The sequence below is a fragment of the Leptolyngbya sp. FACHB-671 genome (genome assembly GCF_014695745.1).
Lineage (GTDB): Bacteria > Cyanobacteriota > Cyanobacteriia > Elainellales > Elainellaceae > JAAUTN01.
In genome coordinates, this window is the sequence record NZ_JACJOV010000058.1 from 76,207 (window position 1) to 89,267 (window position 13,061).

Genomic DNA, 13,061 nt, shown 5'->3' on the forward strand with positions numbered 1-13,061 from the left:
AAACAGCATATTTGAACACAATGGGTGAAATTTCAATTGAGTCTCTTCATGGCAGCCTTAGAACGCTCTAAAGTTACTAAAGCTCGGCGCAGAGCGCGTTTGTTTGAACGCATCATGGCGGCGATCGCGCTGTTAAATTTTTCGCTGGTGCTGTTTGATTACAGCTACATTCCATTAAGAGACTTTTATCTGAGGCAAATTCCGCCGATTACCCTTTGGAGCGATCGCCAGATCAACTCTTCACGGTTTATTGACTGGTACGGTCATCAGTTCAAAGGAATTGAGCCAAACCGCACTACCGAAGCTTATCTGGCTGCCGTGGATGAGCTAGAGCGGCAGGTACGCCAGCAAGGAGAACAGTCTATTTCATCGCCACAGATGCGGCCTATTCTGTCGGAGTTGCAGAGCCGCAGTGAAGCCATGGTTGACGAAGATCCGTTTGAAATTGCCAACAAGTCAGGCACTCTGGAACGAATCAAGGAGCGGATGCGAAGGCACGTTGAAGACCAGACTGGACAGGAAATTGAATCTTCAAAACAAGCATTTACTATCTTTTGGAGCCCTGAATATCTTGATAGAAACGGCTTTGCTCGACAGATGGGCTTTTTCGACGAGCGTATTGAGCCGCTGATTCAAAGCAACTACTATCGCAGCATCGGGTTTAACGGCAGACCCACCGATGAATTTATCAAAATCGATATCTGGTTTATTGCCCTGTTTGGGATCGAGTTTTTAGCTAGAACGTGGTATCTCAGCCGCCGCTACAAAGGCACCAGTTGGTTAGATACAATGCTATGGCGCTGGTATGACGTGCTTCTGCTGCTGCCGTTTTGGCGCTTCCTGCGAATTATTCCTTTAACTACGCGGATCAATCAATCTAACCTGATTAACCTTGATCCACTACGCGATCGCATTATTCGAGGAATTATCGCTAACTATGCGGTCGAGTTGACTGAAATCGTCGTGATTCGCGTAATTGAGCAACTTCAAAATCTGATTCGCCAGGGAGATATTGCTCGAACGCTGCTCAAGCCGGAAGTAGGTCCACGTTACATCAACCTGAACGAGGTCGATGAAGTTACCCTGATTTCCAGGCGGCTATCTTCAACTCTGGTTTGCCAGGTTTTGCCTAAAGTCAGACCGGATGTTGAAGCTTTGTTGCACCACAACGCCAGCAAAGCTTTACAAGAGTTGCCGCTGTATGAAGGAGTCAAGCACTTGCCTGGAATTGGCGATCTCCCCGACCAACTGACCCGGCAGGTGATTGCTCAGCTTTATCAAACTGTGTACGGGGCGATCGCTGATTCACTACAGGAAGACCCAGCTGGGTCAGCCCTGACTCAAACCTTGATCGACAACACCGTCAAAGCTTTTAGAGCTGAAATTCAAAAAGGGCACACCTTAGAGGAAATTGAAGCTCTGGTAGCTGTCTGGCTGGATGAAGTCAAGATCAACTACGTTCAACGGATTGCCGAAGAAGATGTAGAGAAGCTGCGCGAACAAACTCAGATGCTTTACCAAATTACTCAAACGGGCGGCAGGAAATAAGCCGTCAGAAATGAGCGAGCCACTCAGATCACCCATAGTTCCTTACAGCAGCGTATTCTGACAACTCTGAACTGAATGCGCTAGACTTATCAGTGATGAAGGGCAACTCTGCGTTTCGTCACATTTTGGACATCATTTCGGTGGAAGTGGGCCAGACCCCACTTTTTTTATTGCAACGCAATCCGGTTTGATGAATTACAGGCAACTTTTACCTGTACAGCACTCTAAGAATATCTGTACAGCATCTTGAGAGAAAGATGGCTCATCCTTTAATTCCTAAAATTGTTGATCTAGCAGCCCCAATCGCCGAAGACTTGGGCTTAGCGGTCGTTACGGCTGTTTTTCATACTAATCAACATCCGCCCATTTTGCGGGTAGATATCCGTAATTCTCAGGGCGATGTAAGTTTGGAAAATTGTGAGCAAATGAGTCGAGCGCTAGAAGCGGCCTTAGACGAGGCAAATGTGATTCCTGATGCTTACGTTTTAGAAATTTCCAGCCCTGGAATTCCTCGTAACCTGACGACCGATCGAGAATTCATTTCCTTTAAGGGTTTCCCTGTAGTTGTGACGACAACAGAGCCGCATGAAGGACACAAATCCTGGGCTGGGAAGTTGATTCGGCGCGATGAAGAAGCACTTTATTTAAACAAAAAAGGACGGGCGATCGCTATTCCACGCCACTTGATTGACACAGTGCAGCTAGACGAAAGTCCTTAAATCGTTTTGAGCTTTGTCTTTTAAGTTTTGGGTTCCAACGTTTAGAACCCAAAACTTAAAACAAGCTAACGGAACCATCACTAAACAAAATACAAAACCGAAAACTCGGAAAGCAGGAGGTTAGTTCTATGTCAATGGTCAGCTTACCCGGACTTCAAGACATGATTGACGGCATCAGCCGTGAGCGCAACTTGCCCAAACACGCGGTTCAAGCTGCCCTGCGAGAAGCCCTACTCAAAGGATATGAGCGCTATCGTCGCACTCACCGCCCCGACAGTGCCAGCTTTGACGAAGAATACTTCAACAATTTTGAAGTCGAATTAGACATTGAGGATGAAGGGTTTCGTGTCCTTGCTGCAAAAACCATTGTGGAAGAAGTGACCACACCCGACCACCAAATTGCCCTTCAGGAAGTGCAAGAAGTCGCAGCAGAAGCGCAACTTGGTGACACCGTGGTATTGGATGTCACACCTGATCAAGGCGAATTTGGGCGCATGGCAGCCATCCAAACGAAACAGGTACTCGCTCAAAAGCTGCGGGATCAGCAGCGCAAGCTCGTTCAAGAAGAATTCCAGGATCTTGAAGGAACCGTTCTACCTCAAGCACGGGTGCTACGATTTGAGCGGCAGTCTGTAATCATGGCAGTCAGCAGCGGCTTTGGGCAACCTGAAGTAGAAGCAGAACTGCTCAAACGCGATCAGTTGCCGAACGACAACTATCGCGCAAACGCAGTCTTTAAGGTCTTTCTCAAGCGCGTCTCGGAAGGATCACACCGGGGACCACAGCTTTTGGTATCTAGAGCAGATGCAGGACTTGTCGTTGACCTATTTGCTACCGAAGTTCCCGAGATTGAAGATGAAATTGTGCGGATTGTTGCGGTCGCCCGAGAAGCCAATCCACCCTCTCGTTCCGTTGGACCTCGCACTAAAATTGCGGTAGACACCCTGGAGCGAGATGTTGACCCGGTAGGAGCTTGCATCGGCGCACGAGGTTCACGCATTCAGGTGGTGGTAAATGAGCTGCGCGGCGAAAAGATTGACGTAATTCGTTGGTCGCCTGACCCCGCCACTTATATTGCTAATGCCCTCAGTCCAGCACGAGTAGACGAGGTACGCCTCATTAACCCAGAAGATCGGCAGGCGCATGTGCTAGTTCCAGAAGATCAGTTGAGTCTGGCGATCGGTAAAGAGGGTCAAAACGTGCGTTTGGCAGCTCGCTTGACTGGATGGAAGATTGACATCAAAGATTCAGCCAAGTATGACTATGAAGCGGAAAACCAGAAAATGGCAGCTCTAGCCGAAGAACGCCGTCAAGCTCAGGAAGAGGAGTGGCAGGAAGATGAGGAACTGGAATCAGAATTTGAGTCAGAACTAGAATCGGAATCTGAAAATCTTGACTTGGAAGAGCCAGAATTTGATCCCTCCCCTGAACCCACTACTGTCTCAGCAGACGGATTCGGGGTTGAAGCAGATAATGCAATCAAGCGGCCTCAGGCGGATTTTAGACCATAGATATGCCCGGTCGCGAGGGTTATTCAAAGCACGTGCCTTCATTCACTCATAGATGATCTGGCGCAGATGATCCGGGAGTGAGCAAATTTATTTGCATTGATCTGGTAGGGGTTATGTTGCCAAACTATCGCCGCTGCGTGAGCTGCCGCAGGGTTGCACTAAAGTCAGGCTTCTGGCGAATTGTCAGAGTACACCCATCTGGTACGGTAGAATTAGATCAGGGTGAAGGGCGATCAGTTTACCTGTGTCCGCAGGAAAGCTGTTTGCGGACAGCTCAAAAGAAAAACCGACTGGGGCGATCGCTCAAAGCTTGTGTTCCCGAGACAATTTATCAAATATTGTGGAAACGTCTATCAGCTTCCAGTTCCCAGTCCTAGGTGATATCTGCTTTGAGTGCAGTATCAGCAATGTATTGAGTAACATACTGCCCCTAGTAGAGATTCGTTTGGGTAGTTACACTGAACTTACAGCTAACTTCAGATGGATTCAATGCGGAGACAGTTGGAGGTAATCTGTAGTAACCGTGTAGCATTAGTATAGCTATGCCTTTTCATTGCTAACGATCTGGTCGGAGGCTGCCACCAGTTTTCTGAAAGTTCAGGCAAGATAGTAAAAGAAGCTGCTTATTTTTCCAGGGCAGCCTTCTGAACTATGGGAGAAAGTTACAAGATATGCCCAAAATCCTTCATCTGTAGGATCATGGAAATAGCAAAATCTGTAGCTTTTCAGGTTAAATGCACGGCTTGAGTAGATTTAGCGTAGTTTCATCAAAAGAGCGGCAGAACATTATGTGACAACAAGTCCGGTACGAAGAGGAAGCGTGGATGAACAACGGCAAAGTGAGAATTTACGAGTTATCAAAGGAATTGAATTTGGACAATAGGGATATTTTGGCAGTTTGCGATCAGCTCAACATTGCGGTCAAAAGCCACAGCAGCACTATTACAGAAGCTGAAGCCGCTCAGATTCGATCCGCTGCCGAGAAGCACACCACCAGTCACTCTTCTGCCAATAAGCCTAATTCGTCGGCTCAGTACAATGGTGGTTCTCAAGCTCGAAAATCTGGCGTGCAGCCACCCGTTAAAAAGCAACAGATTCTTGAAATTCGTCGTCATCGTCCATTAGCGGCTCCTCCCAAGCGAGCAGAGGCGGAAGCTGATGCACCAATCTCTGATCCGTCCTCATTCGATGACGTAGCAGCGCCGCCCGTTAGCTCTCCTGCACGCCCTGTAAACCGTCTGGCAGGGCCCCCTAGCCGACCACAGCGTTCACAGCCGGATAGTCCTGAAACTGTTGAAACGGCCGCTGTAGTAGAAGAAGCTGAGGTAGAAGAGGATCTGCGCGATCGCATTTCTGAAGAAGTTGAAGTGCCTGAATCTAGTGAGCTTAGTATTTTTGCTGAGCCGATCGACGATGTCGTGATATCTCTTGAAGAGGAAGAGGTGCCTGACCTCATTGCGCCTCCATCTAGACCGGCTGCCAAAGTTGCGAGTCCGCCGCAATCTAACCTGACCAATCGACCAACGCTAAAACGGGCTAGAACCGATCAACCTGAAGTTCGCTCATCTGACTCAGCAAGACCTGAGCTTAGAGCCCCCTCTGAGAGAGGAGAACGAGTTGCTCTGAGAGGCGATCGCGGTAGGCAGATTCCAATCACGGAAACTGAAGAACAAGCTGCTCCAAAGCCAAAGCCTGTTATCGAACTACGGCGTAAACCGGTTCGTCCTGGTGCGCCTGGATCATCGGATGGCGCTGACGGTACTGAAACGGCCAAAACTGGTACTGAGCCTGTAGCCGGACCGCTAGATGAGCTAAGGCGACCTACTCTGCCTCGTGTTCCCAAACGGACTAAGGGTTGGGAGGAAGAAGAGGAAGAGCAAGAAACACCAAAAGCGGCAAAAGCAACCAAAGCGAAGCGCCGCGCCCAGCCTGTGCTGGATGAGGATGAAGAAGAACTGGAAGATGTTCTGAACGCAGATGATGAGGATTCTCCCATACAGGTCAGCTTGTCCTTAGCACGTCCACCTAAGCCAAAAGGCCGTCCAGGACAGGTGAAGCCGGTAGCAGTTTCTAGCCCAACTCAAAAGAGCAAAGGGCGGGAATCTTCTAGAAGCTATCGCCGCGATCGCCGTGAAGAAGCAAAAGTTGAGCGTCCAGAGCATCTAATTCTGACGGGCAGCTTGACTGTTCACGACTTGGCTGAGGAGCTGGTAGTCCCTGAAACAGAGATTATCAAAGCGCTCTTCTTCAAGGGCATCATCGCCAACATCAACCAGATTCTGGACATTCCCACTGCGACTATGGTGGCAGAGGAAATGGGCGTGACAGTAGAGACTGCTGAGGCTGAGGCTGAGGCGAAGAAAGTCACCGAAATGATCGATGCGACCGACCTGGAAAGCCTCCAGCGTCGTCCTCCTGTGGTCACGATCATGGGACACGTCGATCATGGTAAGACCACTCTGCTCGACTCGATCCGCAAAACCAAAGTGGCTCAGGGCGAAGCAGGCGGCATTACGCAACACATTGGTGCTTACCACGTCGATGTCGAGCATGAGGGCAATACGCAGCAGGTCGTCTTCCTGGATACACCAGGTCACGAGGCGTTTACTGCGATGCGGGCAAGAGGAGCCAGGGTTACAGACATTGCTGTGCTGGTCGTCGCTGCAGATGACGGTGTAAGACCTCAAACCATTGAGGCAATTAGTCACGCAAAAGCAGCGGAAGTGCCAATTGTAGTCGCGATCAACAAGGTCGATAAAGAAGAAGCTCAGCCAGACAGGGTGAAGCAGGAGCTGACCGAGTTTGGACTTGTGCCAGAGGAATGGGGTGGTGAAACCATTATGGTTCCAGTGAGCGCGATCAATGGTGAAAACCTGGATACCCTACTGGAAATGCTGTTGCTGGTGTCAGAGGTGGAAGACCTCTATGCCAACCCAGACCGTCCGGCTAGAGGAACAATCATCGAAGCGAACCTGGATAAAGCTAGAGGTCCTGTAGCAACTCTGTTGATTCAGAACGGAACGCTGAAGGTCGGCGATGTCCTGGTAGCAGGTTCTGCCTTTGGCAAAGTCCGCGCCATGATTGACGATCGAGGTAAGCGGGTAGACAGCGCCTCACCTTCCTTTGCTGTGGAAGTGTTGGGTCTGAGCGATGTACCTGCTGCGGGTGACGAGTTTGAGGTCTTCCTAGATGAGAAGGAGGCGCGATCGACTGCTTCTAGCCGAACTGACCAACAGCGTCAGTCTCGCTTACAGCAGGCAATGGCATCCCGACGGGTCAGTCTAAATACGCTTTCAGCGAAGGCGCAGGAAGGCGATCTGAAGGAGCTAAACCTGGTCTTGAAGGCAGACGTACAGGGATCAGTCGAGGCCATTTTGGGAGCACTACAGCAGCTTCCTCAGAAAGAGGTTCAGGTGCGGGTGTTGCTCTCTGCTCCGGGTGAAATCACAGAAACAGACGTTGATTTGGCGGCTGCGAGTGATGCGGTGATTGTTGGCTTTAACACGACTCTCGCCAGTGGCTCGAGGCAAGCAGCAGACCGTGCTGGTGTAGATGTACGTGAGTACAACATCATCTATAAGCTGCTGGAAGACATCCAGGGCGCAATGGAAGGTTTGCTAGAGCCAGAAATGGTGGAAGAACCTCTGGGTCAAGTGGAGGTTCGGGCAGTATTCCCAGTGGGTCGTGGTGCAGTTGCAGGCTGTTATGTGCAGTCGGGTAAAGCAATCCGTAACTGTAAGGTGCGGGTTCGTCGCAGCGGCAGTGTTGTCTTTGAGGGCAACTTGGATTCGCTGAAGCGGATGAAGGATGACGCGAAGGAAGTCAATGCTGGCTACGAATGCGGTATTGGCATAGACAACTTCAACGCTTGGGAAGTCGGTGACATTATTGAAACCTACCGTCTGATCTCCAAGCGGCGATCGCTATCTGTCTAACTTTTGCTTATCACAAGCAGAGTTACCAAATGGGGTAGGGGGGGCAATGTGCCCACCCTACTTTTTTATGGTTATTTTATTTCGCTGTTACCGAGATACTCTTACCCATGTGAAGCTGAATCAGATCGACTACCGTTTCCAGTCCTTGACGGATTTTGAGGTTTGTAAACACAAAGGGCTTTTCGCCCCGCATTTTACGGGCATCTCGTTCCATCACCGTGAGATCTGCTCCGACTAGCGATGCCAAATCGATTTTGTTGATGACTAAGAGATCGGATTTGGTAATTCCTGGACCACCCTTCCGGGGAATTTTGTCGCCAGCGGCAACGTCGATGACGTAAATAGTCAGATCAACCAGTTCTGGACTGAAGGTAGAAGCTAGATTATCTCCCCCACTTTCAACGAAGACTAGATTCAGGTCGCTAAACTGTTGTTCTAGTTGCTCGATCGCCACTAAGTTAATCGAGGCATCTTCCCGAATTGCCGTATGGGGACAGCCACCCGTCTCTACGCCGACGATGCGATCGCGCTCCAATGCCTGACTCCGCACCAAAAACTGCGCGTCCTCCTGGGTATAAATGTCATTGGTGACAACGGCGATGTTGTGGCAATCGCGCATTGTTTTACAGAGCGCATCTACCAGCGCAGTTTTGCCCGATCCGACTGGACCTGCAATTCCTACTCGAAATGTATGCATCCTTTCCCCCTTATACCGAGAATTTGCAGATGATAGCTTATGGGAACGCAATATTTCTAACTGCAAACCTAACTGCGAAACAGGCGGGAATAGAGGGTTTCATGGTTCATGCTGGCGATCGCCACCCCCCAGCTACAGTTGCCAAAATCTTCGTCCTTCATTTCTAAAATGGAGGTCGTTGCAGTTTCAATCTCAGCGTAAAGCTCCAGCAACAAACGCTGCCCAACTGTTTGCCCTAGCGGAATTAGTCTGATTCCCGCATTCACCAAATTAGTTAACCAACTGTGGAGGTAACCCAAGATCATCGTTTTGCAGTCGATCTGCCAGAAATGAGAGGCGATCGCAAAAGCAACTGCAAAATTACAAGGTTCCCCACAGGCTTGGAGTAAACCTTCTAGCGGCGGCTGTAGCTCTAGCAATAATCGGCTCAAGGAGCGACCCATTTGCCAGCTTTGCTGCCGCAGCTCTTCAGTTTCGCGAAAGGCTGAGAGCCATTGATTCCAATAGTTTAGGTTAGATGGGGAGGCGATCGCAGCCTGGTAAACTCGCACCATTACCGCTCCCTCCAAGCGGACCGCCCCATAGCGCAATTCTTGAACCAGCCAGCGCTGTAGACTTTCAGCATCGGGCAAGTTACCGGACTGTACTAAGGTTTCCAATCCTTCAGAGTAGCTGTAGGCTCCCACAGGGAGTGCTGGACTGACCAACTGCATCAGGTGGAGGAGCGAGGAGGTGGAGGAGTGCAGGGACGAAGGGGTAGGAGGAGAAATAGTTGGATCTAGCTGCGTTTCATTGGGCATGGTGGTGGGCTTGAGCCGGAACGGATGGGGGATGGGCATGATGATTGGCGGCGTGATTGTGTCCATACGCTCCGGCTTCTGGTTGAAATGGGGCAATATCTTCGGACACATGCAGCCCTCGCTGCTCTAACATTGCCTTGAGCACCGGATCGGGCGAAAAGCGTAAATGAGTTGCCGTCACCTCTAGGGGCACGTGGCGATTGCCCAGATGATAGGCGGCTTGGAGCAAATCGAGCATTGATGGCGCTGTCACAGTCATGACAGGTTCTGGCTTGGCACTCACACGAACTATTTGACCATCAGCTTCAGTTTGCAACAGGTCGCCGTTCTGTAGCACCGTGCCTCTGGGTAGGTTGAGATAAAAATCTTGCTCATCCGTGTGAAAGTAGTGGCGCGATCGCACCCTTTCTTCAGCCGTCAGAGCCAAAGTAAACTCAGCCACTACAGTTGGATCAGCGGGCAAACGTTGCGTCAAATTCAGCATGAAATTCTGTCAGAATAATCTTTTTCTGATAAGCTATTCATTTCTTAGAAAGCTTTAAAGCCGACCCAAATAGTCAAACGTTAAATTTGCTCTAGCTCTCTTGTAGGCTTACTGTGGGCTATGGGTACTTTCACCCCAGCCACAGCTGATAATATTTCTGGTCACGCTAAAATCATAAATAAGATCTAAACTCCGATCGGATAACCGGAGTTTGTATGGCATGATAAGCAGAGTAAACGCTTTGCATCTGTATTAGAAATCACAGGAAGTTAGCATGGCACTTCAACTCGGCGATACGGTTCCCAATTTCACTCAAAAGTCCAGCGAGGGCGACATTAGCTTTTATGACTGGGCTGGCGATAGCTGGGTGATTTTATTCTCTCACCCTGCGGATTATACCCCTGTCTGCACTACAGAATTAGGCGAAGTTGCCAAGCTTAAGCCCGAATTTGACAAGCGCAACGTCAAGGCGATTGCCCTCAGCGTTGACGATGTCGAATCTCACAAGGGTTGGATTGGTGACATCGAAGAAACCCAAAGCACAACGCTCAACTACCCCATCTTGGCAGATGACGACAAGAAGGTAGCTGATCTGTATGGCATGATCCACCCCAACGCCAACGCAAAAGTCACCGTTCGGGCAGTCTTCGTCATTGACCCCAGCAGAAAACTGCGTCTGACGTTGACCTATCCCCCCAGTGCAGGACGCAACTTTGACGAAATTCTGCGCGTGATTGACTCATTGCAACTGACTGATAACTACAGCGTTGCAACCCCCGCAAACTGGCAGGATGGCGATGATGTAGTGGTCGTTCCTACGATCTCTACCGAAGAAGCAAAGCAAAAATTCCCCAAAGGCGTTACCGAAGTTAAGCCTTACCTACGCACAACGCCTCAGCCTAACAAGTAGGCAATGAGGCTTGAGCCGTAATGTTTCAGTTTTTACCCCTCTTCCAATTTGGAAGAGGGTCTTTTTGTTGTCCAAGCCCAGCATGTTTGCTTGAGGCGATACGCTTGATGATTTCTAATACAGAATCCGTTTCGTAAGGAAGCACCATTGGGTGTACGGACGAAGCATTTGGCAAAAGAATTGTGCTTCGGTTGCAAGGATTGTAACCAAATGTTCGCCCCTACTGATACCGTTACTCTACAGATGGGTTTGGGATGAGAGGCGCTCGCCTTTGTCGGGGACTAATTCCTGCTGAGTAAACCTAACCTACGGCAACATCTGCTGGCCATTTAGCCCATGCAACGCCAGGTTATGTCCCCAAGGCGTAGCAAGGTATAAGTAGAACCTCTACTTCACATCAAGAAATTTCTATCAAACAATTCTCATTTTCTTTAGGTTTCTACGTTAAGCTAATTTTCAATAGATTTTTAGTGATGGTTATCCCATTTCTTATAGAAATCCCTATATGCCCAAATTGCCTGGGGAGTTCTTGGAAAGGGGAGACGGTTTCCGAACTTTAAGCTTTGAAGGATAGTAAAGATGTTTCAGTTCCTAGCTCAAACAGCTTGGTTCATTCCTTGCTATCCGCTGGTGGGGATGCTTTTGTCGATTGCCTGGTTTCCTTCAGTGATTCGACGCACGGGCCCTAGACCAGCGGGTTATGTGAACCTGATCATGACGCTTGTGGCGTTTTTTCATGCGGTGCTGGCGTTTTCAGCAGTCTGGAATCAGCCTACTCAGTATCAATTCATTCCCTGGCTGCAAGTAGCAGATTTAGACCTGACAATTCCTCTGGAGATTTCGGCAATTACGATTGGCGGAACCATTCTGGTGACGGGAATTAACTTTCTGGCGCAGTGGTACGCCGTTGGCTACCTGGAAATGGATTGGGGCTGGGCACGGTTTTATGCGCTGCTGGCGCTGTTTGAAGCCGGAATGTGTTCTCTGATTTTGTGCAATTCTCTGTTCTTTAGCTACATTCTGCTAGAGGTTTTGACGCTGGGAACCTACCTTTTGGTGGGATTCTGGCTGAACCAATCGCTGGTGGTGACAGGTGCACGAGATGCGTTCCTGACAAAGCGGGTGGGCGACCTGTTTTTGCTGATGGGCGTGTTGGCACTGTATCCGCTGGCAGGCACCTGGGATTTTAATGAATTGGCACAGTGGGCGCAGACCGCGCAGGTTGATCCGAAAGTTGCGACTCTGGTTGCGCTTGCTCTGATTGCTGGACCAATGGGTAAGTGCGCTCAGTTTCCGCTGCACCTGTGGCTGGATGAGGCGATGGAAGGCCCACTGCCCAGCACGATTTTGAGAAACTCGGTGGTAGTGGCAACAGGGGCATGGGTGCTGGTGAAGCTAGAGCCTGTGCTGGCGCTGTCTCCATTTGCACTGACGACCATGATTGCTATTGGAGCGGTGACAGCGATCGGTGGAACGCTGATTGCGATCGCCCAAATCGACATCAAACGCGCCTTATCCTACCTGGTCAGCGCCTATATGGGATTGGTGTTTATCGCGGTCGGCGCACAGCAAACTGAAGCCGCTTTTCTGCTGGTATTGACTCATGCTCTGGCAATGGCGCTGCTGGTGATGAGTACGGGTTCCATTGTGCTAAACAACATCACCCAAGACTTGACTCAGATGGGTGGGCTATGGAGCCGCCGCCCAATTACCGGACTGTCCTTTATTGTGGGTGCACTGGGGCTGATTGCGCTGCCTCCGCTGGGCGGCTTTTGGGCAATGTTGGAATTGGCGGATGGACTATGGGCAACTCGTCCGGTTGTGGTCGCGATTCTGCTAGTGGTGAATACTCTGTCAGCGTTCAGCGTGACTCGTGTGTTTGGGCTGATTTTTGCTGGCAAGCGGCAGCAGATGACGGAGCGATCGCCCGAGAACCTGTGGACGATTGTCCTGCCCATGATGATTTTGGTTGGTTTTACGCTTCACCTGCCGCTGATTTTACAGAGTCTCTCACTCCTACCTGATTGGGCAGTGTTAAACAAAGACATGGCGCTGCTGCTGATCTGGTCGAGCATTTTTGGCATCAGCTTGGGCGGACTCATCTACATCGGTCAGACAGTCTCCAAGCCGGTTGGCATTCTCTGGCAACCATTGCGTGACCTGCTAGCGTATGACTTTTACACTCCTAGAATTTACCGCTCCACGATTGTTGGCAGCGTTGATGTGATATCGCGAATGGTGGACTGGGGCGATCGCTACATTGTTGATGGCTTTGTGAATTTCATTGGTGTTGCTTCCATCTTTGGTGGTGAAACTTTGAAATATGGCAACTCCGGGCGCACCCAGTTTTATACGCTAACGATTGCGTTAGGAGTTGTGGTAATCACAGTCCTGATGGGTTGGTCACTGCTAATCCGCCTACCCTTCCCCCTTGCTCAATAAATAGGAGACTTAATC

General features: G+C 49.9%; 10 protein-coding genes. 7 read left to right on the top strand and 3 right to left on the bottom strand.

The features are described 5' to 3' along the window. Positions 1-48: 48 nt before the first annotated feature. The 5 genes from H6F93_RS06235 (at position 49) to infB (ending at position 7,713) form a co-directional block, all read left to right on the top strand. Positions 49-1,548 carry a hypothetical protein gene (locus tag H6F93_RS06235; protein ID WP_190679735.1) on the top strand — a complete coding sequence of 500 codons (1,500 nt, stop codon included), beginning with the start codon at positions 49-51 and terminating at the stop codon, positions 1,546-1,548. A gap of 257 nt (positions 1,549-1,805) precedes the next feature. Next, a complete protein-coding gene (gene rimP, locus H6F93_RS06240; RefSeq protein WP_190641943.1) occupies positions 1,806-2,267 on the top strand; it encodes a ribosome maturation factor RimP in 462 nt (153 codons plus the stop codon). 128 nt (positions 2,268-2,395) lie between these two features. Then, positions 2,396-3,778 (top strand): transcription termination factor NusA, encoded by a 1,383-nt coding sequence (gene nusA / locus H6F93_RS06245; protein ID WP_190641944.1) that lies wholly within the window; start codon positions 2,396-2,398, stop codon positions 3,776-3,778. A gap of 77 nt (positions 3,779-3,855) precedes the next feature. After that, positions 3,856-4,155, top strand: a complete 300-nt coding sequence (locus H6F93_RS06250; protein ID WP_524537904.1) for a DUF448 domain-containing protein — start codon at positions 3,856-3,858, stop codon at positions 4,153-4,155. Between the two features lie 447 nt (positions 4,156-4,602). Next, positions 4,603-7,713 carry a translation initiation factor IF-2 gene (gene infB / locus H6F93_RS06255; RefSeq protein ID WP_190679737.1) on the top strand — a complete coding sequence of 1,037 codons (3,111 nt, stop codon included), beginning with the start codon at positions 4,603-4,605 and terminating at the stop codon, positions 7,711-7,713. A gap of 76 nt (positions 7,714-7,789) precedes the next feature. Here infB and ureG read toward each other — a convergent pair whose 3' ends face one another. From ureG to ureE, 3 genes are all read right to left on the bottom strand, one after another. Next, positions 7,790-8,410 (bottom strand): urease accessory protein UreG, encoded by a 621-nt coding sequence (gene ureG, locus H6F93_RS06260; RefSeq protein ID WP_190679738.1) that lies wholly within the window; start codon positions 8,408-8,410, stop codon positions 7,790-7,792. Between the two features lie 68 nt (positions 8,411-8,478). After that, a complete protein-coding gene (locus tag H6F93_RS06265; protein ID WP_242043324.1) occupies positions 8,479-9,276 on the bottom strand; it encodes an urease accessory protein UreF in 798 nt (265 codons plus the stop codon). Further along, positions 9,200-9,694: an urease accessory protein UreE gene (gene ureE / locus H6F93_RS06270; RefSeq protein WP_190679739.1), complete on the bottom strand. Its 495-nt coding sequence runs from the start codon at positions 9,692-9,694 to the stop codon at positions 9,200-9,202. The genes H6F93_RS06265 and ureE overlap by 77 nt, the downstream gene beginning before the upstream one ends. Before the next feature lie 274 nt (positions 9,695-9,968). On the opposite strand from ureE, the gene H6F93_RS06275 reads away from it, so the two are divergent. After that, on the top strand, positions 9,969-10,604 hold the full coding sequence (locus tag H6F93_RS06275) for a peroxiredoxin (protein WP_190679740.1): 636 nt from the start codon (positions 9,969-9,971) through the stop codon (positions 10,602-10,604). Positions 10,605-11,183: 579 nt separating this feature from the next. Continuing rightward, positions 11,184-13,046 carry an NAD(P)H-quinone oxidoreductase subunit F gene (locus H6F93_RS06280; RefSeq protein WP_190679741.1) on the top strand — a complete coding sequence of 621 codons (1,863 nt, stop codon included), beginning with the start codon at positions 11,184-11,186 and terminating at the stop codon, positions 13,044-13,046. Positions 13,047-13,061 lie beyond the last annotated feature (15 nt).

Bases quoted from the DNA above. Each gene is read 5' to 3' on its own strand.
- H6F93_RS06265 (WP_242043324.1), bottom strand. From the start codon at position 9,276: ATGGACACAATCACGCCGCCAATCATCATGCCCATCCCCCATCCGTTC.
- infB (WP_190679737.1), top strand. From the start codon at position 4,603: ATGAACAACGGCAAAGTGAGAATTTACGAGTTATCAAAGGAATTGAAT.
- H6F93_RS06275 (WP_190679740.1), top strand. From the start codon at position 9,969: ATGGCACTTCAACTCGGCGATACGGTTCCCAATTTCACTCAAAAGTCC.
- ureG (WP_190679738.1), bottom strand. From the start codon at position 8,410: ATGCATACATTTCGAGTAGGAATTGCAGGTCCAGTCGGATCGGGCAAA.
- rimP (WP_190641943.1), top strand. From the start codon at position 1,806: ATGGCTCATCCTTTAATTCCTAAAATTGTTGATCTAGCAGCCCCAATC.
- ureE (WP_190679739.1), bottom strand. From the start codon at position 9,694: ATGCTGAATTTGACGCAACGTTTGCCCGCTGATCCAACTGTAGTGGCT.
- nusA (WP_190641944.1), top strand. From the start codon at position 2,396: ATGTCAATGGTCAGCTTACCCGGACTTCAAGACATGATTGACGGCATC.
- H6F93_RS06235 (WP_190679735.1), top strand. From the start codon at position 49: ATGGCAGCCTTAGAACGCTCTAAAGTTACTAAAGCTCGGCGCAGAGCG.
- H6F93_RS06280 (WP_190679741.1), top strand. From the start codon at position 11,184: ATGTTTCAGTTCCTAGCTCAAACAGCTTGGTTCATTCCTTGCTATCCG.